24 protein-coding genes, 2 tRNA genes and 2 pseudogenes are annotated in these 23,676 nt (G+C 66.7%); 24 read left to right on the top strand and 4 right to left on the bottom strand.

What is annotated here, in order from left to right:
- A tRNA-Gly gene (locus ACLB1G_RS04685) sits at nt 1–76 on the top strand.
- A 249-nt stretch (nt 77–325) separates the two neighbouring features.
- Here the strand turns inward: ACLB1G_RS04685 and ACLB1G_RS04680 are convergent.
- A complete protein-coding gene (locus tag ACLB1G_RS04680) occupies nt 326–862 on the bottom strand; it encodes a GNAT family N-acetyltransferase (protein WP_491626022.1) in 537 nt (178 codons plus the stop codon).
- Nucleotides 863–1,028: 166 nt separating this feature from the next.
- Here ACLB1G_RS04680 and ACLB1G_RS04675 point away from each other — a divergent pair.
- A tRNA-Ser gene (locus ACLB1G_RS04675) sits at nt 1,029–1,121 on the top strand.
- Between the two features lie 271 nt (nt 1,122–1,392).
- Here ACLB1G_RS04675 and ACLB1G_RS04670 read toward each other — a convergent pair.
- The gene (locus ACLB1G_RS04670; protein ID WP_491626021.1) at nt 1,393–1,668 is read right to left on the bottom strand and encodes a hypothetical protein; all 276 of its coding nucleotides are present in this window, start codon (nt 1,666–1,668) and stop codon (nt 1,393–1,395) included.
- Here ACLB1G_RS04670 and ACLB1G_RS04665 point away from each other — a divergent pair.
- The 4 genes and pseudogenes from ACLB1G_RS04665 to ACLB1G_RS04650 all read left to right on the top strand — a co-directional run.
- Nucleotides 1,661–2,981 (top strand): annotated as a pseudogene (locus ACLB1G_RS04665) (efflux RND transporter permease subunit); the annotation flags it as partial. The gene ACLB1G_RS04670 and the pseudogene ACLB1G_RS04665 sit on opposite strands and share 8 nt — an antisense overlap.
- 16 nt (nt 2,982–2,997) lie before the next feature.
- Nucleotides 2,998–3,138: a hypothetical protein gene (locus tag ACLB1G_RS04660; RefSeq protein WP_491626020.1), complete on the top strand. Its 141-nt coding sequence runs from the start codon at nt 2,998–3,000 to the stop codon at nt 3,136–3,138.
- 39 nt (nt 3,139–3,177) lie between these two features.
- Nucleotides 3,178–4,176 (top strand): annotated as a pseudogene (locus ACLB1G_RS04655) (efflux transporter outer membrane subunit); the annotation flags it as partial.
- A 357-nt stretch (nt 4,177–4,533) separates the two neighbouring features.
- Complete coding sequence (locus tag ACLB1G_RS04650; protein WP_491626019.1) at nt 4,534–5,172, top strand: response regulator transcription factor; 639 nt, start codon at nt 4,534–4,536, stop codon at nt 5,170–5,172.
- A gap of 149 nt (nt 5,173–5,321) precedes the next feature.
- Here ACLB1G_RS04650 and kefC read toward each other — a convergent pair whose 3' ends face one another.
- Nucleotides 5,322–7,130, bottom strand: coding sequence for a glutathione-regulated potassium-efflux system protein KefC (kefC, locus tag ACLB1G_RS04645; RefSeq protein ID WP_491626018.1), 1,809 nt, complete (start codon nt 7,128–7,130; stop codon nt 5,322–5,324).
- Between the two features lie 117 nt (nt 7,131–7,247).
- Between kefC and ACLB1G_RS04640 the strand changes: the two genes are divergently transcribed.
- The 4 genes from ACLB1G_RS04640 to groL all read left to right on the top strand — a co-directional run bounded on the left by ACLB1G_RS04640 (nt 7,248) and on the right by groL (nt 10,720).
- Nucleotides 7,248–7,724, top strand: a complete 477-nt coding sequence (locus ACLB1G_RS04640; RefSeq protein ID WP_491626017.1) for an FKBP-type peptidyl-prolyl cis-trans isomerase — start codon at nt 7,248–7,250, stop codon at nt 7,722–7,724.
- A 282-nt stretch (nt 7,725–8,006) separates the two neighbouring features.
- Nucleotides 8,007–8,633 carry a diguanylate cyclase gene (locus tag ACLB1G_RS04635; protein ID WP_491626016.1) on the top strand — a complete coding sequence of 209 codons (627 nt, stop codon included), beginning with the start codon at nt 8,007–8,009 and terminating at the stop codon, nt 8,631–8,633.
- A 139-nt stretch (nt 8,634–8,772) separates the two neighbouring features.
- The gene (locus ACLB1G_RS04630) at nt 8,773–9,087 is read left to right on the top strand and encodes a co-chaperone GroES (protein WP_491626015.1); all 315 of its coding nucleotides are present in this window, start codon (nt 8,773–8,775) and stop codon (nt 9,085–9,087) included.
- A gap of 28 nt (nt 9,088–9,115) precedes the next feature.
- Entirely contained in the window at nt 9,116–10,720 is a 1,605-nt protein-coding gene (gene groL / locus ACLB1G_RS04625; protein WP_491626014.1) for a chaperonin GroEL, read from the top strand.
- 266 nt (nt 10,721–10,986) lie between these two features.
- Here groL and ACLB1G_RS04620 read toward each other — a convergent pair whose 3' ends face one another.
- Nucleotides 10,987–12,429, bottom strand: coding sequence for an NAD-dependent succinate-semialdehyde dehydrogenase (locus ACLB1G_RS04620; RefSeq protein WP_491626013.1), 1,443 nt, complete (start codon nt 12,427–12,429; stop codon nt 10,987–10,989).
- Nucleotides 12,430–12,596: 167 nt separating this feature from the next.
- On the opposite strand from ACLB1G_RS04620, the gene nifA reads away from it, so the two are divergent.
- From nifA to ACLB1G_RS04550, 14 genes are all read left to right on the top strand, one after another.
- Nucleotides 12,597–14,231, top strand: a complete 1,635-nt coding sequence (nifA, locus tag ACLB1G_RS04615) for a nif-specific transcriptional activator NifA (RefSeq protein ID WP_491626012.1) — start codon at nt 12,597–12,599, stop codon at nt 14,229–14,231.
- A gap of 268 nt (nt 14,232–14,499) precedes the next feature.
- A complete protein-coding gene (gene nifB / locus ACLB1G_RS04610) occupies nt 14,500–16,077 on the top strand; it encodes a nitrogenase cofactor biosynthesis protein NifB (protein WP_491626011.1) in 1,578 nt (525 codons plus the stop codon).
- An 18-nt stretch (nt 16,078–16,095) separates the two neighbouring features.
- Nucleotides 16,096–16,323: a 4Fe-4S binding protein gene (locus tag ACLB1G_RS04605; protein WP_491626010.1), complete on the top strand. Its 228-nt coding sequence runs from the start codon at nt 16,096–16,098 to the stop codon at nt 16,321–16,323.
- 34 nt (nt 16,324–16,357) lie between these two features.
- On the top strand, nt 16,358–16,741 hold the full coding sequence (locus ACLB1G_RS04600; RefSeq protein WP_491626009.1) for a HesB/IscA family protein: 384 nt from the start codon (nt 16,358–16,360) through the stop codon (nt 16,739–16,741).
- Between the two features lie 10 nt (nt 16,742–16,751).
- On the top strand, nt 16,752–17,042 hold the full coding sequence (locus ACLB1G_RS04595) for a nitrogen fixation protein NifZ (RefSeq protein WP_491626008.1): 291 nt from the start codon (nt 16,752–16,754) through the stop codon (nt 17,040–17,042).
- The gene (locus ACLB1G_RS04590) at nt 17,039–17,299 is read left to right on the top strand and encodes a nitrogen fixation protein NifZ (protein WP_491626007.1); all 261 of its coding nucleotides are present in this window, start codon (nt 17,039–17,041) and stop codon (nt 17,297–17,299) included. Before ACLB1G_RS04595 ends, ACLB1G_RS04590 begins: the two co-directional genes overlap by 4 nt.
- Complete coding sequence (locus ACLB1G_RS04585; RefSeq protein ID WP_491626006.1) at nt 17,296–17,667, top strand: DUF3024 domain-containing protein; 372 nt, start codon at nt 17,296–17,298, stop codon at nt 17,665–17,667. Before ACLB1G_RS04590 ends, ACLB1G_RS04585 begins: the two co-directional genes overlap by 4 nt.
- Entirely contained in the window at nt 17,664–18,827 is a 1,164-nt protein-coding gene (locus ACLB1G_RS04580) for a cysteine desulfurase family protein (RefSeq protein WP_491626005.1), read from the top strand. The genes ACLB1G_RS04585 and ACLB1G_RS04580 overlap by 4 nt, the downstream gene beginning before the upstream one ends.
- Nucleotides 18,824–19,033: a putative nitrogen fixation protein NifT gene (gene nifT, locus ACLB1G_RS04575; RefSeq protein ID WP_491626004.1), complete on the top strand. Its 210-nt coding sequence runs from the start codon at nt 18,824–18,826 to the stop codon at nt 19,031–19,033. The genes ACLB1G_RS04580 and nifT overlap by 4 nt, the downstream gene beginning before the upstream one ends.
- Before the next feature lies 1 nt (nt 19,034).
- Nucleotides 19,035–19,298 (top strand): HCV capsid domain containing protein, encoded by a 264-nt coding sequence (locus ACLB1G_RS04570; protein WP_491626003.1) that lies wholly within the window; start codon nt 19,035–19,037, stop codon nt 19,296–19,298.
- A 10-nt stretch (nt 19,299–19,308) separates the two neighbouring features.
- The gene (locus ACLB1G_RS04565; protein ID WP_491626002.1) at nt 19,309–20,484 is read left to right on the top strand and encodes a DegT/DnrJ/EryC1/StrS family aminotransferase; all 1,176 of its coding nucleotides are present in this window, start codon (nt 19,309–19,311) and stop codon (nt 20,482–20,484) included.
- Nucleotides 20,485–20,522: 38 nt separating this feature from the next.
- Complete coding sequence (locus tag ACLB1G_RS04560) at nt 20,523–20,828, top strand: 2Fe-2S iron-sulfur cluster-binding protein (RefSeq protein ID WP_491626001.1); 306 nt, start codon at nt 20,523–20,525, stop codon at nt 20,826–20,828.
- A gap of 15 nt (nt 20,829–20,843) precedes the next feature.
- Nucleotides 20,844–21,689 (top strand): SIR2 family NAD-dependent protein deacylase, encoded by an 846-nt coding sequence (locus ACLB1G_RS04555; RefSeq protein WP_491626000.1) that lies wholly within the window; start codon nt 20,844–20,846, stop codon nt 21,687–21,689.
- A gap of 233 nt (nt 21,690–21,922) precedes the next feature.
- Nucleotides 21,923–23,644, top strand: a complete 1,722-nt coding sequence (locus ACLB1G_RS04550) for a hypothetical protein (protein WP_491625999.1) — start codon at nt 21,923–21,925, stop codon at nt 23,642–23,644.
- The last annotated feature ends 32 nt before the right edge of the window (nt 23,645–23,676 follow it).

The following is a 23,676-nucleotide window of genomic DNA, read 5'->3' as shown; positions in this document are numbered from 1 at the left end:
GCGGGAGTAGCTCAGTTGGTAGAGCGCAACCTTGCCAAGGTTGAGGTCGAGAGTTCGAGACTCTTCTCCCGCTCCAGTCGTTCTGTATCCATCCAATGCCGTTCTGATCCGATCCCATACTGGCGGGCTTTCGGTGCATCTCATATCCGCGCCAGAAGCCGCCTCTGCAAAGTCCCCGTCAATCTGGCCAGCGTATTGACGCCAGACACGCGCCGGCCGGTTCGCACTGCCTCGTCAGCGGCATCTGGTCCTCGCGCGCGACACGCGGCCGCGGGGACTTGGGCAGCAATCCGGGCGTGGCCGTGCTGGCGCTGCAGAGCCGTTTTCAGCCGTCCTGTGGCTGCAATGGTGTTGCCAAGTTTAACTGGTAGAAGGCGGCGTCCAGCCAGCGGCCGAACTTGAAGCCGATCTGGGGCATGGTGCCGACGTGCTGGAAGCCCAGCTTGGCGTGCAGGGCAATGCTCGAGGTATTGCTGGCGTCTATGCAGCCCACCAGCGCGTGCAGTTGCGCCTCGCCTGCGCGGCGTATCAGTTCCTTCATCAGCAGTTCGCCCAAGCCGCGTCCGCGCTGCTGGTGGTGGACGTAGACGCTGTGCTCGACACTATACTTGAAGGCGGGGAAGGCGCGGAAGGTGCCCCAGCTGGCGAAGGCCAGCAGTTCGCCGCTGCCATCGACGGCCCCGATGACAGGGAAGCCGTTGCTGCGCTTGATGCCGAACCAGGCGGACATCGCTTCGATGGGGCGCGGCTGGTAGTCATACAGGGCGGTCGAGTTCAGGATGGCTTCATTCAGGATGTCCAGGATTTTTGCGGCGTGCTCCGCTTCAGTGCAATCGATCAGGCTGATAGTCTCGGTACTCACAGAATTCTCCAGTATGTTGGACTTAATGTTCCACTATACGGGACAATTAGTCAACTGCGTGGATGGGGAAGGAGTTATTTTTCCCGTCACCCTTGACCGGGCGGCGGGCGATCTATACTATAGCTCGCGTCGCTTGCCTGGGCAGGCGTAGTTGAGAAATCGACTAGGAGACGTGGCCGAGTGGCCGAAGGCACTTCCCTGCTAAGGAAGCATACGGGCAAAACCTGTATCGTGGGTTCGAATCCCACCGTCTCCGCCAGAATTAGTACCGAAAGGTACGAGAAGCAGTCGAAAAAACCGCGGTTCTCCTCTGAGACTGCGGTTTTTTTTCGTCCCAGGAGGTATGCCTGAGTCAGCCAACATCCAGTACTTCCGGGGCCAATTTTGAGGCCATGACTGAGCCATCACAAAACTCGATGGCCTAAAAAGGGTCAAATCTCCGTGCCACCTGTCCCAGCACGGAGGAAACCATCAGCTTGGTCCCTGACATGGGCGCGTGGCGGCCCACGCCACAGGAAGTGAGCCTGCCGTTACGGCATCAGCACTGCGATACCCTCAAGCCTCCGCCCCGCGATATCTTCGTGTACCTGTGCCGCGCGCGCCAGGGGATAGCGTACGATGGCCAGGTCGTCGAACAGGCCGGCTCGCATCGCCGCGTACAGTTCTTCCACCGCCTGCTCCACGTTGGCCGCCGTCACGTACTGGGGCGTGCCGCCGCTGAATACCTGGATGGCGCGCCGCGCCAGGATGGCCGGATCGAAGTGCGGCTGGCCCGAGGGCGGCGCCGATCGCGATGATGACGCCACCGTCGGCAGCGGCCTGTCACCGCATGACGCCACGATACAGGCCATGCGGGAAGTCTCCGGTCCCATCATCGCCATCGCCCTGGTGCTGTGCGCGGTCTTTGTGCCGATCGCCTTCGTGTCCGGGCTGACCGGGCAGTTCTACCGCCAGTTTGCGCTGACCATCGCCATTTCCACGGTGATTTCCGCATTCTGTTCCCTGACCCTGGCGCCGGCGCTGTCGGCGGTGCTGCTGCAACCGCACGCGGCGCCCAAGGACCGGCTCACGCTGGCGCTGGATGCCGTCCTGGGCCGCTTCTTCGGCGCGTTCAACCGCTCCTTCAACCGCGCGTCGCAACGTTACGAGGCCGGTGTGCAGGGCGAAACAGCTCGGCGTGCCGCTGGAGGAGATCAATCAAACCTTGCAAATCAACCTGGGCGCGCTGTACGTCAATGACTTCAACCAGTTCGGCCGCACCTACCAGGTGCGCGTGCAGGCCGATGCGCCATTCCGTTCGCACCGCGAGCAAGTGGCCCAGATGAAGGTGCGCAACGACCAGGGCGACATGATACCGCTGTCGTCCATCATGCGGATCGAAGATACCTACGGTCCGGATCGTGTCCAGCGCTACAACAATTTCGTGGCTGCGGAACTCAACGGCGGCCCGGCGCCAGGCATCTCTTCCGGCCAGGCCCAGGCGGCGATGGAACAACTCGTCAAAGACAACCTGCCCAAGGGCGTGTCGTTCGAGTGGACCGACCTGACCTACCAGGACATCCTGGCCGGGAACACCATGGTCTATGTCTTCCCGCTATGCGTGCTGCTGGTGTTCCTGGTGCTGGCCGCGCAGTACGAAAGCTGGACGCTGCCACTGGCGGTCATCCTCATCGTGCCCATGTCCATTTTGTGCGCGCTGACCGGGGTCAAGCTGACCGGCGGCGACAACAATGTCTTTACCCAGATCGCGCTGTTCGTGCTGGTTGGCCTGGCGTCGAAAAACGCAATTCTCATCGTGGAATTCGCGGTGGAACTGGAACAGCATGGGCGCTCCACCATGGAGGCCGCGCTGGAAGCGTGCCGTCTGCGCTTGCGCCCTATCCTGATGACCTCCGTGGCGTTCATCATGGGCGTGCTGCCGCTGGTGTTTTCCCATGGCGCCGGCGCCGAGATGCGCCACGCGATGGGCGTTGCCGTGTTCTCAGGCATGCTGGGGGTGACCCTGTTCGGCTTGTTCCTGACGCCGCTCTTCTATGTGCTGCTGCGGACCTTGGCACAACGGGTCGCGCCGGCGCGTCCGCATCAACCATCACAGCCCATACCCGAGGGGAACCGATAGCATGAGGATGATGACCATGATGACACGCGCCACAGGCGCCTGCGCGGCAGCGTTGCTGATGTGCGCGTGCTCGGTGCCGCCATTCCAGCAGCCTGGCCTCGTGGTGCCGCCGGCATTCAAGGAAGAGCAGCATGCCACGGCCGCGCTGCCCGCGTAACGCGGCGTCCGGCGCGCCAACGATGGCAGCACCTGGACCGAGGGGCGGCCGGCGCAGGTCCAGCCGCGCGGGCAATGGTGGCGCGTGTTCGCTGACCGCGCCCTGGACGCCTTGATTGCCGAGGCGACCGCCAACAACCAGACCCTGGCCGTGGCGGCGGCGCGGGTGCGCCAGGCCAGGGCCATCGCCGACATCGCGCAAGCGGATCGCCTGCCCCAGCTTGTTGCCGGCGTGAGCGCCCAACGCGCGCGCTTGTCGCCGCTGGAGGCCGGGATGGCGGCAGGAGCGGCGGTGCCTCCGGCATCGGTGTATGGGGCGCGCCTGACGGCAAGCTATGAAGCCGACCTGTTTGGACGGGTGTCTTCCGGCGTCGCGGCGGCACGCGGCGACACCAATGCGAGCGCGGCGGCTTATCTGGCCGTGTTGATGTCGCTGCAGGCGGACGTTGCCCAGGCCTATTTCAGACTGCGTGCGCTCGATGCGGAAATCGACACGGTCGGGCAGTCGTTGCGGCTGCGCGAGGAAAGCGTGCGCGTCACGAGCCAGCGCGTCGAGTTGGGCGACCTCGGCGAATTCGACCTGGCCCGGGCCCGGACCGAACTGGCCACTGCGCGAGCCGAGGCGTTCGGGCTGCAACGCCAGCGGGCCCGTGTGGAGCATGGGCTGGCCGTCCTGCTGGGCAAGCCCGCGGCCGCCTTCGCCGCCGACGCCAGGCCGTTGCAGGCGTCGGTCCTACCCCTGATTCCTGCCGGGCTGCCCTCCGCATTGCTGGAGCGACGCCCGGACATCGTAAGCGCCCAGTTTGCCATGGAGGCCGCACATGCGCGTGTCGGCGTGGCCCGCTCGGCCATGTTCCCCGCGCTCGAGCTCAACGCCGGGGCGGGCGGTCTCGGTGGCGCGGTCGCCGATGTGTTCAGATGGAGCAGCCGGTCATGGGCGCTCGGCGCCGCAGCTCGTTACCGGCGATGCTGTCGAGCAGGGCGTTCAGGTAACGCGGTTCTGCCGCGTCCGCAACCGCATCGACCACCTGACCGATGAGCGAGGCGCCGGCGGTGCGTTCGCCCTGGAAATGCAGGACACACCCGATGGCGAACAGATCCGCCAGTATTTGCGAGCGGTGCGGGTGGCAATGCCGGATGAGGTTTTGCAGCTCCAGTGCTGAGTAAAAGCGGTCGTCAATCAAGGGCGGCATGGGGCATCCAGGAAGTTGAGAAATCAGGGGCAATGGCCCGTCGTTGAAGTTCAGATATGGTATGCGGCGGCCAGGATTCGCACATCATCAGGCTGAACAGTTTTCTGCTACCTCGAAAGGGTGATTGGTCATCTGGCCATGGAGAGAGTTCTGGGCGGGCTTTATAATTCCTCCAAAATAATGATTTGCCAGGATGACCAATCATGCAGAACCATCCGATCGCGGTGCTGGTCGTGGACGATCACCCGCTGTTTCGCCAGGGACTGGCGAGTATTCTGGAGGACGAGGCCGGGATCGCGCTGGTCGGGCAGGCGGCCACCGGGCGCGCGGCGCTGGACGAATGTGCCCGGCTGCGCCCGGATATCGTCATCATGGATACCGAGATGCCCGAACTGATCGGCATCGATGCCACGGCGCTGATCAAGCGCACCCATCCGTCCACCAATGTCATCGTGCTGACGACTTTCACGGGGGATGTGCATGCCGTGCGGGCCATCAAGGCCGGCGCGGCAGGCTATCTGCTGAAAGCGAGCGTGGAGGCCGAACTGGCGCAGGCCATCCGGACCGTGCATGCTGGTGGGCGCCATATTGCATCCCCGGCCGCGATAGCCATGGCCACGCACCTGTATGTGGAAGCGCTGTCCGAGCGCGAAGTGCAGGTCCTGGAGCAGGCCGCCCAGGGCAAAACCAATCGCCTGATTGGCCTGCGGCTCGGCATCTCCGAATCGACCGTGAAAGTCCACATGAAAAGCATACTGGCCAAGCTCGATGCCAACGACCGCACCCACGCCGTCATACTGGGACTGCAGCGCGGCATCATCGATCTGTGCGCGCAACGCTAGGGTTGGCGCGCGCCCGGCGCTGTTTACCTTGCTCCTGAAGTCCCGGAAGCCCGGTTACCCACAATGGCTGTGCGCGCCGCTGCCATATGGGGCGCCCGATGAGCCGGGCGCCGTGAAGAAGGCGCCGGACATCGCGCTGTCGCCGCGCGTCACTCCGCTTCCACCTTGCCATCCTCCGCGCGCCGGAAGGCGGCCGCGTCGCCGGCAAACATCTCTTCCAGTTCCTGGCGCGCCTTGCGGGTCAGCGAGATCATTTTTTCCTGGTCCTGCTGGTGCGGATACACTTCCAGCATGGTCTTGATATTGTGGGTGCGGAAGATGCCGGCCGCCGCCTGCGCCTGATCGGCGCCGAAACCAAGTTCGCGCAGCGCCGCCGCGCCCAGCTGCAGCGCGGCCTCGAAGGTCTCGCGTTCGATCAGGGTCACGCCGCGGTCCAGCAGGGCATAGTAGTGGCTGACGTTGCGCGCGCGCGCCAGGATGGTCAGGTTGGGCAGGTGGCGGCGCACCGCGTCCACCAGCGCCAGGCTGGCGTCGATATCGTCGATGGCCACCACCAGGATGCGCGCCCTGGCGATGCCGGCCGCCTCCAGCAGGTCGTAGCGGGTGGCGTCGCCGTAGAACACCTTGAAGCCGAATTTGCGCAGCAGTTCGATCTGGTCGGGATCGTGGTCCAGCACCGTCACGCCGATGCGGTTGGCGGCCAGCAGGCGTCCGATGATCTGGCCGAAGCGTCCGAAGCCGGCAATGATGACGGGGTGGTCGGCGCTGATCACGTCCGGCGCCGGCTTGCGCTTGCCGGCCGCCAGGCGCGGCGCCACCAGGCGCTCGTGCAGCACCAGCAGCAGTGGCGTGGCCGCCATGGACAGGGTCACCACCATCACCAGCAGGGCCGAGGTTTCCTGCGCCAGCACCCCGGCGCCGGCGGCCGCGCCGAACACCACGAAGGCGAATTCGCCGCCCTGCGACATCAGCAGGGCAAAGAACAGGCGCTGGCTGCGCGGGATATCGAACCAGGCCGCCATGGCGTACATGAGGGCGCCCTTGAGCAGCAGCAGGGCGGCGGTCAGGCCCAGCACGGTCAGCGGCGCCGCGCGCAGCAGTCCGAAGTCGGCCGACATGCCGACCGCCATGAAGAACAGGCCCAGCAGCAAACCCTTGAAGGGCTGCACGTCGCTTTCCAGCTGGTGCCGGTATTCCGAGTCGGCCAGCAGCACGCCCGCCATGAAGGTGCCCAGCGCCATCGACAGGCCCACCGATTGCATCAGCAGGCAGATGGCGATCACCAGCAGCAGGGCGAAGCCGGTAAACAGTTCGCGCAGCCCGGTGCCGGCCAGCCAGCGCATGAGCGGATTGACCAGGCAGCGGCCGGCCGCCACCAGCACCAGCAGCACGGCAGCCAGCTTGGCAACCCGCAGCCAGCCCGGCTCGTGGTGGGCGGCGCCGGCCCCCGCCAGCAGAGGCACCAGCGCGATCATGGGGATGGCGGCGATGTCCTGGAACAGCAGGATGGAAAAGCTGGCCGAGCCGGCCGGGCTGGGCATCAGCTTGCGCTCGTCCAGGGTGGCCAGCACGATGGCCGTGGACGACAGCGACAGGCCCATGCTGGCCACCAGCGCCGTGCGCCAGTCCACCCCCAGCAGCGTGGCGCCGCCGGCCAGCAGGGCCCCGGCCAGCAGCACCTGGGCGCCGCCCCAGCCGAAGATGGGGCGGCGCAGCGACCACAGTTTTTTCGGCTCCAGTTCCAGGCCGATCAGGAACAGCAGCAGCACCACGCCGAATTCGGAAATGCCGAGGATGTCCTCGACGTTATCGATCAGGCCCAGTCCCCAGGGGCCGATGGCGGCGCCGGCGGCCAGGTAGCCCAGCACCGCGCCCATGCCGGTGCGGCGCGCCAGCGGCACCATGATGAGGGCGGCCACCAGGTAAAAAACCGCATGCAGCAAGAATCGATGTTCCATAAGCGGGCAAGTGAAGGAAATTGCCAAATTATACGCATCGTCCGGCACGCCGCGCCGCCCCGCCATGCGGTGGAACTATGGCACAATGCGGGACCCTGGAATTCTGGACTCTACAACATGAAACTGCCGCTGTCTTCCTGCCTGATCGGCCTTACCCTGACGCTGGCGCTGGCCGCCTGCGAGCGCGCCAAGACGCCTGAATCCGCGACTGCGCCGCCATCCGCGCCGGCGTCCGCGCCGGCTGGCGCCGCGACTGTCTCGCTGCAAAAAATCGACACCCAGCCTGGCGCCGGCAAGGAAGCCGTGGCCGGCAGCACGGTGGCGGTCCACTACACCGGCTGGCTGTACGACCCGCAGGCGCCGTCCCGCCATGGCGCGCAGTTCGATTCCTCGAGCGGACGCGGCCCCTTTGAGTTCCAGCTGGGCGCCGGCCAGGTCATCCCGGGCTGGGACGAGGGTGTTCAGGGCATGAAAGCCGGCGGCAAGCGCACCCTGATCGTGCCGGCCGCCATGGGCTACGGCGAGAGCGGCGCCGGTCCCATCCCGCCCAACGCCAACCTGATTTTCGACGTCGAGCTGCTGGAAGTGCGCTGACCACGACGGCGCCCGCCAGCGCGTCCGCCGCGCGCGGACGCCGCAGCCCCGCGTTGCGGCATGTCCTCAACCATGCCCCGCCTGCATTACAATCTCCCTGCCTCCGCATAGGCGCCCTCAGAGGGCGTTTCAACATGAGCATGGCGTCGTTGCAGCTCCTTGCCGTGCAGGCGCACTGTCTTCGGCGCCCCGGCCTTGGCCCGCGCCTCGCCACGCTCATGTTGAAACGCCATCTAGGCGCCGGTGGTTTCCCTCATCAACCCGTTGATCTGGAGAACTTCCATGCACACCTACGAACTCGTTTCTTCCCACATTTCCGCCATGGGCCTGCCGCTGTACGCGGTCAGCGCGGCGCGGGCCGATGCGCCCGGCTCACCGCTGCTGCTATTCCTGCACTGGCATGGTTTCCGCCGCGCCACGCCGCTGCAGCTGCCGGGCGTGCCGCTGCCGGCGCGCGCCGTGCCCAGCTCCGCCCTGCAGCTGGACGGACCCTGGCCCGACCATCGCGGCGCCGAGCAGGAACTGCTGGATGCGGCCTGGCGGCTGGGCGCCTGGAGCCTGGAGCGGGTACGGCGCCGGCCCTGCAACTGGCCCGGTGCGCCGGCCAGCGAAGCCTACGATTGCCGCCTGGCCTTCGGCGACAACGCCGCCGGCCATCCCGATGCCGCGCTGGTGGAAGAGCCTCCGGCGCGCGCCGGCCAGATGGCCCTGGCCGCGCAAAAAGGCTATAGCCGCTGGCTGTTCCAGCCGGTCAAGGGAGGGCTGTGGGCCGGCGTCGGTCCCGGCGACGACAGCCTGGCCGCCGACGGCGGACGCGCCAGCGACTGCCCGGTGCGCGCCGCGCCGCCCGGCCCCGCCGCCCGCACCGTGTACCAGCTGGGCCGCCTGGACCGCATCATCGTTCTTTGAAACATCTTGTTACATTCTCGCTGCTTGCAGGCATCTTGAAAACCAACAGGCCACAACCTATTTCCGGAATCGCCGAAGTTCCGGCCCCTGGCCTGGATTCACTTTGGAATGATCTGTAACCACATTGGAGATAGAAGCGATGAAAATCCGTCCCCTTTATGACCGGGTTATTGTTAAGCGAATTGAAAAGCAACGGCAAACCGCCTCCGGCATCGTGATCCCGGATTCCGCCGCCGAGAAGCCCGAGCAGGGCGAGGTGCTGGCGGTCGGGCACGGCCGCGCCCTGGCCGACGGCAGCCTGCGTGCGCTGGCGGTGGGTGTGGGCGACACTGTCCTGTTCGGCAAATACGCCGGCCAGTCCGTCAAGCTGGACGGCGAGGAACTGCTGGTGATGCGCGAGGAAGACATCCTCGGCGTGATCGAACAAGCGCAGGCCGCCGCCAAGGCCGCCTGATTCCAACCTGGCTGAATGGAGATAAGACATGACTGCGAAAGAAGTACAATTCCACGACGACGCCCGCGCCCGCATCGTCAAGGGCGTGAACACCCTGGCCAACGCCGTCAAGGTGACCCTGGGTCCCAAGGGCCGCAATGTGGTGATCGAGCGCAGCTTCGGCGCGCCCACCATCACCAAGGATGGCGTATCGGTGGCCAAGGAAATCGAACTCAAGGACCGCCTGGAAAACATGGGCGCCCAGGTGGTCAAGCAGGTGGCCTCCAAGACCGCCGACGTGGCCGGCGACGGCACCACCACCGCCACCGTGCTGGCCCAGGCCATCGTCCAGGAGGGCATGAAGTATGTGGCGGCCGGCATGAATCCCATGGACCTCAAGCGCGGCATCGACCAGGCCGTGGCGGCCGCCATCACCGAGCTGAAAGCCATCTCGCGCCCCATCGCCACCAACAAGGAGATCGCCCAGGTCGGCGCGATCTCGGCCAATTCCGACCAGGCCATCGGCGACATCATCGCCCAGGCCATGGAGCGGGTCGGCAAGGAAGGCGTGATCACGGTGGAAGACGGCAAGTCGCTCGAGAATGAGCTGGACGTGGTGGAAGGCATGCAGTTCGACCGCGGCTACCTGAGCCCGTATTTCATCAACGACCCGGACAAGCAGCTGGCCCGCCTGGAAGATCCGCTGGTGCTGCTGTACGACAAAAAGGTCTCGAATATCCGCGAACTGCTGCCGGTGCTGGAACTGTCGGCCAAGGCCGGCAAGCCGCTGTTCATCGTGGCCGAGGACGTGGAGGGCGAGGCCCTGGCCACGCTGGTGGTGAACTCGGTGCGCGGCATCCTCAAGGTGGCGGCGGTCAAGGCGCCTGGCTTCGGCGACCGCCGCAAGGCCATGCTGGAGGATATCGCCATCCTCACCGGCGCCACCGTGATTTCCGAGGAAACCGGCCTGACGCTGGAAAAAGCCACGCTGGAGCAGCTGGGCAGCGCCAAGCGCATCGAGGTGCAGAAGGAAGCGACCACCATCATCGACGGCGCCGGCCAGCAGCAGCGCATCGACGCCCGCGTGGCCGCGATCCAGGCCCAGATCGAGCAGGCCACCAGCGACTACGACAAGGAGAAGCTGCAGGAGCGCGTGGCCAAGCTGGCTGGCGGCGTGGCCGTGATCAAGGTCGGCGCCGCCACCGAGATCGAGATGAAGGAGAAGCGCGACCGCGTCGATGACGCCCTGCACGCCACCCGTGCGGCGGTGGAGGAGGGCGTGGTGCCGGGTGGCGGCGTGGCCCTGCTGCGCGCGCGCGCCGCCATTGCCGGGCTCAAGGGCGCCAATGCCGACCAGCACGCCGGTGTGCAGATCGTGCTGCGCGCGCTGGAGGAACCGCTGCGCGTGATCGTCTCCAACGCCGGCGACGAGCCGTCCGTGGTGGTGTCCAAGGTGGTGGAAGGCAAGGGCAACTTCGGCTATAACGCGGCCACCGGCGAGTATGGCGACCTGGTGGAAAGCGGCGTCATCGATCCGACCAAGGTGACCCGCAGCGCGCTGCAGAACGCGGCCTCGATCGCGTCCCTGATCCTGACCACCGAGGCCACCATCTCGGAAACCCAGGCCGAGGACAAGGCCCCTCAGCCGGCCTGAGCCGCGTCTACACTTCCCAGTAGCACCATCAAGGGCAGCCGCGAGGCTGCCCTTTTTTATGATCGGGGAGCGTTGACATTGGTTCCAAAAAGCAAAACGCTGCCGATTCAAGCGCCGGGCCATTCCAGCTGCATGAAATGCCAGCATCATGGGCCGCCGTGCCGGCCGCAACGGTACCGTAAGCTGAAACCCATGGCATGCTGGCGGGCGGATGGCGTGCGCTGCGGGCCACCCGCCGCCGGCGCGGGCTGCGCCGGGGACGGCGCTTACACGCCCAGCAGCGACACCGACTTGGTGTTCAGGTAGGCTTCCAGCGCCTCCGGGCCGCCTTCCGAGCCGTAGCCGGAATCCTTGATGCCGCCGAACGGCATCTCGGCGTTCGGGGTGGCGGGCTGGTTCAGCCACAGCATGCCGACTTCCACGTTGTGCATCAGCTGGTGCGCGTTCTTGATCGAGCGGGTGAAGGCGTAGCCGGCCAGGCCGAAGGGCAGGCGGTTGGCTTCGGCGATGGCTTCGTCCAGGCTGTCGAAGCCGCGGATGGCTGCCACCGGGCCGAACGGCTCGTCGTTGAACACGCTGGCGTCAAGCGGCACGTCGGCCAGGATGGTGGGGGCGAAGAAGTTGCCTTCGCTGCCCACGCGCTCGCCGCCGGTCGCCACCTGGGCGCCCTTGGCGCGGGCGTCGGCCACCACCTGGGTCATGGCCGCCACGCGGCGCGCGTTGGCCAGCGGGCCCAGGGTGGTGCCTTCGGCCAGGCCGTCGCCTATCTTCAGGCGCTCGGCCTGCGCCACCAGGGCGCGCGTGAATTCTTCCTTGATGCTGTTATGGACCAGGAAGCGGGTCGGCGAGATGCACACCTGGCCGGCGTTGCGGAACTTGGCGCCGCCGGTGGCTTCCGCCGCCAGCGCCAGGTCGGCATCCTCGGCCACGATCACCGGGGCGTGGCCGCCCAGTTCCATGGTGACGCGCTTCATGTGGGCGCCGGCCAGCGCGGCCAGCTGCTTGCCGACCGGGGTCGAGCCGGTGAAGGTCACCTTGCGGATCACCGGGTGCGGGATCAGGTAGCCGGAAATCTCGGCCGGATCGCCGAACACCAGGCCGACCACGCCGGGCGGCACGCCGGCGTCCACGAAGCACTGCAGCAGCGCGGCCGGCGAGGCCGGGGTTTCCTCGGGCGCCTTGCACAGGAAGGAGCAGCCGGTGGCCAGCGCGGCCGACAGCTTGCGCACGATCTGGTTGATGGGGAAGTTCCACGGCGTGAAGGCGGCCACCGGACCGACCGGCTCCTTGAGCACCAGCTGCTGGGCCGCCGGATTGCGCGAGGGGACGATGCGGCCGTACACGCGCATGCCTTCGGCTGCGAACCATTCGATGATATCGGCGCCGGCCAGGGCTTCGGCGCGGGCCTGGGCCAGCGGCTTGCCCTGTTCCTGGGTCAGCAGCACGCCGATGTCGCTGGCGCGTTCGCGCAGCAGGGCGGCGGCGCGGCGCATGGTGGCGGCGCGTTCGTGGGCCGGCACCTTGCGCCAGGTCTCGAAGCCGCGCTGGGCGGCCGCCAGGGCGCGGTCCAGGTCGGCGATGGCGGCGTGCGCCACGGTGCCGATGGGCTTGCCGGTGGCCGGATTGAGCACCGGGATGGTCTTGCCGCCGGTGGCGTCGCTCCATTCATTGGCGATCAGGAGGCGGGTGTCGGGGTAGCTGGTGGTCATGGTAACTCCGGTAATATTGAGGCGTAAGACGTTACTGTGCCAGAAATTCGGCGAGTCCGTATGGCAAGGGCCGCCTTTGCCCTTTTTTGCTGCAGGGGCACGCTTTTTGCTTATGGTTTTTTGCTTGAATATCTTTCCGGGGATGGGCTAACGGCTGGGAGGGCGACATGGGCAATCTCGTTGAACGCGGCAACAACTTGCATCTGATAACGATTTATGAAATCAGCAAAATCCTCGGTTCTTCGCTCGACCTGAGCAAGACCATCCGGGAACTGCTGAATGTGCTGGTGAATAACCTGGGCGCCCGGCGCGGGATGCTGAGCCTGCTGCAGGAATCGGGAGAACTGCAACTGGTGGGCGCGGTTGGCGTCAGCGACGCGGAGTTCCGGCGCGGGCGCTACCGGGTGGGCGAGGGCATCACGGGCCGCATCTTCCAGACCGGTGTGCCCAGCGTGGTGCCGGACCTGGCGCTGGAGCCCCTGTTCCTGGCGCGCACCAGCGGCCCGCCCGACCACGGCGGCGGTACGCTGGCCATGGTGGGCGTACCGGTCAAGGCGGCGCGCGAAATCCTGGGCGTGCTGTGCATACAGCGGACCGGGGGAGACGCCAGCCACAGCTTCGACGAGGATGTGCGCTTCCTCAGCATGGTGGCCAACTTGATCGGCCAGACCGTGCGCCTGTACCGCAACATCGACGCCGACCGCAGCGAGCTGCTGGAGGAGGGCAAACGCCTCAAGAAGGCGCTGCAGACCAGGTACCGGCTCGACAACGTGATTGGCATTTCCAAGGCCATGCAGGAGGTATTCGCCGAGGTCCACCAGTCGGCGCCGTCGCGCGCCACCGTCCTGCTGCGTGGCGAGAGCGGCACCGGCAAGGAAGTGATCGCGCGCGCCATCCACTATCTGAGTCCGCGCAAGGACGGGCCCTTCATCAAGCTCAATTGCGCGGCGCTGTCGGAGACGCTGCTCGAGTCCGAGCTGTTCGGCCACGAGAAGGGCGCCTTCACCGGCGCCCAGAGCGAGCGCAAGGGCCGCTTCGAGCTGGCCCACGGCGGCACCCTGTTCCTCGACGAGATAGGCGAGATTTCGCCGGCCTTCCAGGCCAAGCTGCTGCGTGTGCTGCAGGAGCGCGAGTTCGAGCGGGTCGGCGGCAGCCGCTCACTCAAGGTCGATGTGCGGCTGGTGACCGCCACCAACCGCGACCTGGAGAGGGCGGTGGCGCGCGGCGAGTTCCGGGCCGACCTGTACTATCGCATCAACGTGGTCAGCATCTTCATGCCGCCGCTGCGCGAACGGCGCGAGGATATTCCCTACCTGGTCGAACACTTCCTGGAGAAATTCCGGGCCGAGAACGGCCGCAAGCTGCGCATGACGCCGCAGGCCATGGCCATCATGACCAACTGCTTCTGGCCCGGCAACGTACGCGAGCTGGAGAACTGCGTCGAACGCACTGCGACCATGGCGCGCGGCGATGTGATCGGCGAAATCCACTTTTCCTGCCAGCAGAACAAATGCCTGACGCAATACCTGCACACGCCGCTGCCGCCGGGCGTGGCGCGCCAGAGCGAGCCCCCGGCGCCGCTGGACGCGGCGGCAGAGAGCGGCCGGCCCGTGATCCCGATCCGCGACGCCGCCACCATGCCGGACCAGGGCGCCCAGCCCAGCACCGAGCGTGAACGCCTGATCGCGGCGCTGGAGCAATGCGGCTGGGTACAGGCCAAGGCCGCCCGCGCGCTCAACATCTCGGCGCGCCAGATGGCCTACGCGCTGCAGAAGTACCACATCGAAGTGAAGAAGTTCTGACTTCCGCCACCGTTGCGGCCTGTGTAGGCAATCCGACACAGGCCGCGACAATGGGCGCGGTTTGTCGCTAATCCCACAGCGCCGCGCACCGTCTCCGTGTTCCTGGTTTTTGCGCTTTCCCCCGTATTTTTTCCCTTGCCGCCCCGGTATTTTCGCCGAGTTAAGCCGGTAGCGGCGCCCTGCGCGCGCGGCGCACGCCGGTTGGCATGCTTTTGGCTATTACCCTCCTGACCACGCGGAGCGCGTGACTTTACCAGGGGGGCCTGCCATGCAGTCCACGGAGTACATCGGAGTACAGGAAATCCAGCCGCTCGCCAGGCTGCTCGACAAGGTGGCCGAGCACAAGGGCTGCGGCAGCAGCAGCGAAGGCGGCAAGTCCAGCTGCGGTTCGTCGGACGGACCGGCCGACATGGCGCCGGAAGTGTGGGAAAAGGTGAAGAACCATCCCTGCTACAGCGAGGAAGCCCACCACCACTACGCGCGCATGCACGTGGCGGTGGCGCCGGCCTGCAACATCCAGTGCAACTACTGCAACCGCAAGTACGACTGCGCCAACGAGTCGCGGCCAGGCGTGGTGAGCGAGAAGCTCACGCCGGAGCAGGCCGCCCGCAAGGTCATCGCGGTCGCCTCCACCATACCGCAGATGACGGTGCTGGGCATCGCCGGTCCGGGCGACCCGCTGGCCAATCCGGCCAAGACCTTCAAGACATTCGAGCTGATCTCGCAGACCGCGCCCGACATCAAGCTGTGCCTGTCCACCAATGGCCTGGCGCTGCCCGACCACGTGGACACCATCGCCGGCTTCAAGGTGGACCACGTGACCATCACCATCAACATGGTGGACCCGGAGGTCGGCCAGCACATCTACCCGTGGATCTACTACAAGAACAAGCGCGTCACCGGCATCGAGGCGGCCCGCATCCTGAGCGAGCGCCAACTGCTGGGACTGGAAATGCTGACCGAGCGCGGCATCCTGTGCAAGGTCAACTCGGTGATGATCCCGGGGATCAACGACCGCCACCTGGTGGAGGTGAACCGCGCCGTCAAGTCGCGTGGTGCTTTCCTGCACAACATCATGCCGCTGATCTCGGCGCCGGAGCACGGCACCGTGTTCGGCCTGAACGGCCAGCGCGGCCCCACGGCCCAGGAACTGAAAGCCCTGCAGGATGATTGCGAGGGCGAGATGAACATGATGCGCCATTGCCGCCAGTGCCGCGCCGACGCCGTCGGCCTGCTGGGCGAGGACCGCAGCGCGGAATTCACCACCGAGAAGATAGACGCCATGGAGGTCAGCTACGACGGCGCCACCCGCAAGGCTTACCAGGAGCTGGTGGAGCAGGAGCGCCAGGCCAAGGTGGCGGCGCGCGAGGCGGAGCAGGCGCAGCTGGCCGCGCTGGCCGACGACAGCGGCATCGCGCTGCTGGTGGCGGTGGCCACCAAGGGCGCCGGCCGCGTCAACGAGCACTTCGGCCACGCCAGTGAATTCCAGATCTACGAAGTCAGCACCGCCGGCGCCAGGTTCGTCGGCCACCGCCGCGTCGACCAGTACTGCCAGGGCGGCTACGGCGAGGAGGACAGCCTGGTGACGGTGATACGCGCCATCAACGACTGCCACGCCGTGTTCGTCGCCAAGATAGGGGCCTGCCCCAGGGACGACCTGCTCAAGAGCGGCATCGAGCCGGTGGACCGCTATGCCCACGAGTTCATCGAACAGTCGGCCATCGCCTACTTCATGGACTACCTGGCCAAGGTCAAGGCCGGAGACATCGTGCACCAGCGGCGCGGCGATGCCGACATCCGCCAGGGCGCCTACACCAGCAACGGCGGCGCCGCCAGCGCCGCCTAACCACCACAGGAGTAACGCATGAGCTACAAGATCATCGCCTCGCAATGCACCGGCTGCTCGGCCTGCGAACCGGAATGCCCGAACGTCGCCATCCGGGAGAAGAACGGGGTGTTCGTCATCGACCCCAAGAAATGCACCGAGTGCGTGGGCTATTTCGACGACGCGCAGTGCGTCGCGGTCTGCCCGGTGGACGACACCTGCGTGATCGACAACGCCTATCCGCGCTACGCCGGCGCGGGACACTGAACCTGTCCCACCCACCGTCCACCGAGGAGACTGCATGAACATCATCATCACCCCCGCCGCCGAGAAATTCATGCGCCGCATGGTGCGCTTCAACGGCGGCTCGGCCCAGGCCGGATTCCGGCTCAAGGTCAGCACCGCCGGCTGCTCCGGCCTGAGCGCCGAGTTCACGGTCGAGGAAAAGCCGGTGCTGGGCGACGCCAGCCTCGATTGCAACGGCCTGGCCGTGTACCTGCCGGCCGAAAGCCGGCTGCTGCTGGAGGGCGCCACCATCGACTTCGGCGATACCCCGGCGGCCACCGGCCTGACCTTCCGCACTCCGCGCGCGGCCAGCGGCAGCTGCGGCTCGCACGCCGAGGGCGCGCCCCCGGCGCATGCCACGGTCGGGCTGTCCAGCATCCAGCGCAAGCGCCAGGCCTAGGGACCCCGCCATGAAGATCAACCGCGAGCAAGGCCACGTCGAGCTGTACCTGCCGCCGGCCTTCGGCTACGGCGAGCGGGTGAAGAGCACCAAGACCATCCGCAACGACGGCACCTTCGCCGGCAAGGACATTGGCGACATCCTGGTGCGCAAGGGCGACATCGGCTACGTGACCAGCATCGGCACCTTCCTGCAGCAGTTCTATATCTACGGCATCGAGTTCGTGGAGCAAGGCTACCGGGTCGGCATGAAGGGGCGCGAGCTGGTCTCGCTGGACCACCCCGGGGAGCAGGCCGCATGAACGCGCCGTCCACGCCGAAGTACGGCTGGGGCCAGCGCGTGGCCGCGCTGCAGGACCTGTACAACGACGGCAGCCATCCCGGCTGCGGCGCCGGTGCGCTGCTGGTTGCGCAGGGCTGCCCCGGCGAGGTGGTGCAGGTGGGCGTGCACGCCGACAGCGGCACCCCGGTGTACATGGTGGAGTTCGGCGCGAACGTGGTCGGCTGCTTCGAGCAGGAGATCGCGCCCCTGCCGGCGCCGCCGGGAGCGCGGCGGTGAAGGCGCTGGCGGCCCTGCCCGGGGCCACCCATGCGGCGCGCGGCGGCGCGGCCCAGCCCAATGAGCTGGACTTGCGGCGCATCGTGCGCCAGTTGCGCCAGCGCGCGCGCTACCGCTACGTGCGGCCCCGGGTCGATTGCTGCGAGGGCGGCTACCGCATCCAGAGCCCGTGCTGCTCGCGCAATATCGAGGCAAATGGCGGCGTGATCGACATTGCCCTGCTGGCCTACGAGGCCGGGCCGGCCTGCTGGGCGTTGTACCGCAAGGACCACGGCAGCGGACAGTGGCTACCGCACTTGCGCGCCGCGCGCCTGGGCGAGGCGCTGGACCTGCTCAACCGTGATCCGCAACGGGTGTTCTGGCGATGAGCACCATCTACTTCGACAACAACGCCACCACGCCGCCGTCGCCGGCCGTGATGGAGGCGGTGCACGCCAGCCTGTGCGAGTGCTGGGGCAACCCGTCCAGCAAGCACCAGCTCGGCGCAGCGGCGCAGCAGGCCCTGCGCACCGCGCGCGCCCAGGTGGCGGCGCTGATCGGGGCGGCGCCGGCGGAGATCGTGTTCACCGCCAGCGCCACCGAGGCCAACCACCAGGCCATCCTGGGCGCGCTGGCGGGCGGCGGCACGCGCCGCCACGTGGTGGCCAGCGCCGTCGAGCATGCGGCCACGCGCCAGCTGCTGGAGCGCTTGGAGGGCGCCGGGGTGGAGGTGACGCGGGTGGGCGTGGACGGCGAGGGCAGGCTGGACCTGGCCGGCCTGGCCGCCGCCATCCGTCCCGACACGGCGCTGGTGACCCTGATGTGGGCCAACAACGAGACCGGCGTGGTGTACCCGGTGGCCGAGGCGGCGGCGCTGGCACGGGCGCGCGGCGCCCTGTTCCACACCGACGCCACCCAGGCCGCCGGCCGCCTGGCCATCGACTTGGGCGGTGCGCCCATCGACCTGCTGACACTGGCGGGCCACAAGTTCCACGGTCCCAAGGGCGCGGCCGCGCTGTATGTGCGCAAGGGGGTGGCGCTGGCGCCGCAGCTGCATGGCAGCCAGGAGCGTGGCCGGCGCGGCGGCACCGAGAACCTGCCTGCCATCGTCGGCCTGGGCGTGGCGGCGCAGGCGGCCGCCGGCCGGCTGGCGCCTGCCGCTGCCGCCATGGCCGCCCTGCGCGCGCGCCTGGAACGCGGCCTGCTGCAGCGCCTGCCGCAGGCGCGGGTGCTGGGCGCCGGGGCGGCGCGCCTGCCCAACACCAGCGCCGTGTGCCTGGGCCAGGCCGATGCCGGCGCGGTGCTGGAGCTGCTGGACCGGGCCGGGGTATGCGCCGCCCGTGGCGCGGCCTGCGGCGCGGGCGGCAGCGAGCCCTCGCCGGTGCTGCTGGCCATGGGCCTGAGCGCCAGCGAGGCGCTGGCCACGCTGCGCTTTTCGCTGTCGCGCTACAGCCGCGCCGACGAGGTCGATGCGCTGCTGGCGCTGTTGCCCGGCATCGTGGCGCGCGCCGGAACGCAAGAACAACCCTCAACCGGAGAAGCTGCATGAAAGTCATGATACGCAGGACCAGCGCGGGCGTACTCTCGGCCTATGTGCCGAAGAAGGACCTGGAGGAAGCCATCGTCGCGATGGAGAAGCCCGAGATGTGGGGCGGCAGCGTGACCCTGGCCAACGGCTGGCAGCTGGCGCTGCCGCCCCTGGCGGCCGGCACCGCGCTGCCGGTCACGGTGGACGCGCGCAAGGCGGGAGACTGAGATGGCGCTGAGCACCGAACAACTGCATACGGCTACGGCCCTGCTGCTGGAGCTGGAGCCGGGTGCCAATCCGCTGCCGGCGATGCGCGCGCGCCTGCCCGGCGTCGCGCTCACGCGCTGCGACGCCGACGACCTGGAGGGTGCGCCGCCATACTGCCGCAGCGGCGCCTACAACCTGTTCCTGGTCGATACCATCAGCCACTGCTGGCGCCTGGTGGGCGCGCCAGAGGAGGCCAGCGGACTGCTGCTGGCCAGCCGCCATTGAGGGAGGAACCATGCCACACACCATTTCCGGCAACGCCAGGACGGACTGGCTGACTTTGTCCGATCCCGACATCAGCCTGCGCGAGCTGGACGCGGTCAAGCAGGTGATGCTGTCGTCCTGCCTGTCGTCCGGCCCCCGGGCCCAGGCCTTCGAGGACGAATTCGCCAGCTACCTGGGCCGCACCTATGGCGCCAGCGCCTCCAGCGGCACGGCGGGGATGATGCTGGCCCTGCGCGCGCTGGGCATCGGCCCGGGCGACGAAGTGATTGCGGCGGCCTATTCCTGGCACCAGGTGGCGCACGCCATCGCCCTGGTCGGCGCCACCCCGGTGTTCGCCGACATCGACTACTGGACCGGCACGCTGTCGCCGCAGCACGCGGCCAGCCGCATCGGCCCGCGCACGCGCGCCATCGTGGCCGGCAACAGCAACGGCCATCCGGCCGCGTGGGCGCCGCTGCGCCAGCTGGCCAGCCAGCACGGCCTGCGCCTGGTCGAGGACTCCACCGAAGCGATCGGCTCGCGCTACCAGGGGCAGCTGACGGGCAGCTTCGGCGACATCAGCCTGTTCGACTTTTCCCAGCCCTCGCCGCTGTGCTGCGGCGAGGGCGCCATGCTGGTCACCGACGATCCTGCCCTGGCCAGCGAGCTGCACTACCTGCGCCAGCGCGGCGTGGCGGACCGCCAGTCGGTGGCGGTGGCCAGCCGCCTGCCGCAGCAGGCCGCCATGAGCGACATCGCGGCCGCCCTCGGCCTGGCCCAGCTGGACCGGCTGGACGATATCCTGGCGCGCCGCAAGCGCGTCGAGGGCTACTACCTGGAGCACGTGCAGTTCTTCGAGGGCATCAAGCCGCCCTACATCGCGCCCGGGGTGGACGAGGTGCACTGGATGCTATACCTGGTCCACCTGGGCACGCGCTTCACCAACAGCATGCGCAACCGCATCGTGGAGGACCTGGCCACCGAGCAGATCGAGGCCGCGCCATGGTGCCAGCCGCTGCACCAGCAGTTCTATTACAACCGCTACGGCTACGCCAGGGGCGGCCTGCCCATCACGGAAAAGCTGGCCGACCGCAACCTGGCGCTGCCGCTGCACGGACACCTGAGCGACGACCAGGTCCATTTCATCGTCCAGACGGCCAAGGACTCCTCCAGCAATGTCGGCGCCGGCGCCGCCATCTATCTGTGAGAGCCGCCGTCCCATTCTTATCACAAGGAGAGTAAGCCATGCCAGTTGTCACCATCAACCCATCGGGCAAGACCATCGAGGTCGCCAGCGGCACCACGCTGCTGGCGGCGGCGCTGCAGGCCGGCGAGCCTATCGCCCACAAGTGCGACGGCGAAGCCAAGTGCGGCTCCTGCCACATCTTCGTGCTGGACGGGCGCAAGAGTGTGAACCGCGTCACCCCGGCCGAAAACAGCAAGCTCGATACCATCGTAGGCGTCGGTACGCGCTCGCGCCTGGCCTGCCAGGTCATCGTCGGCGACGGCGACGTGACCATGGAGATGCTGGGCTTCGCGTCCGGCTTCTGAGCCTGGGGAGCCGCCATGCCACACACCACATCCGCCTGGGACGGGCTGCGTGCCGCCCATGCCGCCGGCGCGCTGGTGCCCTACCTGGGGCCGGGCCTGCTGGCGTTGCGGCCGGACTGCCAGGCGCCGGCGGCAGCCGGGCCGCTGGCCGATTTCCTGGCCGCGCGCGCCACGCTGCCGCACAGGATACGGCGCCGCCTGAGCGCCGCCGCCCAGTACATCGAGAACTTCAAGCACCGCAAGACCCTGGTCGACCTGATGCGCCAGGCCTACGCCGATTCGGCCGCGCCGGGAGCGCTGCAGCTGGCGCTGGCCGCCGATCCGGCCATCCGGCTGATCGTCAGCGCCTGGTACGACGACGCCATGCGCGCGGCGCTGGCCGGTTGCGCTTCCTGGGGCCAGGTGCAGGGGCTGTCCCAGTCCGAGCACTTCGGCAGCTGGTTCCAGTTCTATGGCGCCGACGGCCAGCCGGCCACGCCGGAGCTGGCCGCCGGCTGGGACAAGCTGCTGTACCAGCCGCTGGGCGGCCATGCGCCGGCCGACAACTACCTGGTGTCGGATTCCGATTACGTGGAGGTGCTCACCGAGATCGACATCCAGGCCCCGATCCCGCCGCTGGTGCAGTCGCTGCGCGCGGGCCGCCACTTCCTGTTCCTGGGCTGCCGCTTCAACGACCAGCTGCAGCGCAGCTTCGCGCGCCAGATCATCAAGCGCTCGTCGGCGCGCCACTGGGCGGTGCTGGACGAAGAGGCCACGCCCAACGAGCGGCGCTTCATGGCCGAACACGGCATCGAACAGCTCGCGATGCCGCTGGCCGGGTTCGCGCAAGCCTGGCTGGCGCCGGCGCTGGCAACGGCCTAAGAGTCCGTTTCAAAAAGGCCGTGGCGTCGTTGCAGCTCATCGCCGTGCCTTTGCACTGTCTTCGGGGCCGCGCCTGGCAACGTTCATTTTGAAACGTCCTCCGAGACTTGCGGACCATCGCGGTTGTTGTATTTGTTATCAAAAGTAATTGTCACCTTTTTAATTCTTTGTTTGTGATTTATCCTGTGACAGTCGATCTGTCAGCCAGACCGGTCCATATCGGGAGAATTCACGTGTACAAAAAGGCGATGATAGCCACGTTTATCTATGGCTGTGTAACGGTATGCTGGTCGGTGGAGCCTTATGGCAAGGATGGCACGCTAGGCAAATACCTGGAAAAGGTATTCTCGAAAAGCATATCGTCTTGCAATATCACGGCCTTGCATGCCAAGAGAGGCGTATTATCGGGCGAAGTACCGGTCTCGTCGGTACCAAAGTCGCTGCAGACCCATCTCGATGTCCAGGCGAAGGTGGCGTGGCAGGAAGCCAATTCGATTGCCAGGGTATTCGCCTTTGTGTATCCGGACGAGAGTTACTATATGGCTGACCTGGGACGGGCCTGGCTCCTCACCGAGGACACGCTGGCAAATGGCGACCTGACCCTGGTGCCCGATGGAGTGCGTCGCGTTGGCTACAATTTCGATTGTGCCGCCACCATCGCCGCTGCGATTGAGGCCAACAGCGACTTGACATTCCCAGTCGCGACGGTGTCAGCCGCTTTGTCGGCCAAATACAGCGGCACCAAGAAGTCCACCTTGACGCTCGCCAGTGGAACGTTCGAGTCCCCGCTGGGGAAAATGCTCGATGCCGCTTCAGGTAAAGACGGCCAGTTTTTTGGCCTCATGTACCAGTATGATTGGTACACCAAACATCCCGCCACCAGCAAGGGATACAAAATCGTCGATTCCATCGAGGGCGTGAGCCTGGTGGAGTTGATGAAGCTGACCGAGTCGACGGAGGGAAAGGCCGATGCCAAGGCGGCCTTGCATTTCCCTTTATTTAACGTCAACTCTTCGAGCTCCCTGAAAAAGGAGATTAACGAGGCGCTCAGTGTGGAGGGCTACTATGTGGCTACCCTGTTGGATGCGGCAGGCAATCCCAGGATACACTGGCGCAGCCTGGACACGCCGGGCGCCATCGCGGACAAGATGAAGAATCATACCGCCAGAGTGGACCCGGTGTCGGATTTGAACCCCTTGCCGGGCTTGGTCGCCACCCACAAGCAAATGGTTGCCGGGATGCCTGCTCAGTTCTGCAACGACCTGGTATGGGGGATCGACGCCAGCAAGCATGCTGGCCTGCGCCTGAAAGATGTCCGGCCATCGGCGGAGAATAGCCTGGTCTGCGAATTCACGGTCCAGTATGAAGTGCCGGCCACGGCTACCGATCGTATTCGGCTCGACTATCAGTTTTACGGAAAAAACTACATGTATGGAGAGAAGGACCAGGTCAAGCTCTCCCTGCCCGTTGAACCGGTTTATTTGAAAATCAACCGCGATCCCGTGGTGGTCGCGACTCAGGCCGATCCCAAGCCGAAATCCAGCCAGAGCTGGTTATCCTGGAATGTCCAGTTTCTGGTGCAGGACGGTTCGGCCGTGGCGGATTTAAGCAAGTTACCGTTGATAAACAGCTCGGCAATCAAATGCCCGGACCGGGCGGCCTTCGAGGCCAGCGCGGAAAACCTGGAGCTGAAGGTGGCGCAGAAGACAGGCGTATTTAGCCTTAAATATCTTCCGCCCCCGGGCGCCGTTGAGCTGGACAAAATCAGCGATGCCGACTTTGTCCGGTGCGGCGCTGAGGTGGAAATCGTGTTCGAGGCCAGCAAGGCGGGAGCGTCGCCTATCGTGAAGCGGTTCAACGTGTTGATCTATCTGCCTAAAAGCGCTTTGGGCGCACCGTCGCCCGCCAGCGCGGACGCGGGCATGCCTGCCGCCGCGGGGCTGGCCAGGCGCTAAGGCGCGGCACGCGCTGTGAGGCGGCCTTGCGC

The sequence above is a fragment of the Duganella kummerowiae genome, assembly GCF_053572355.1.
This window is presented reverse-complemented; position numbering and strand designations above follow the sequence as displayed.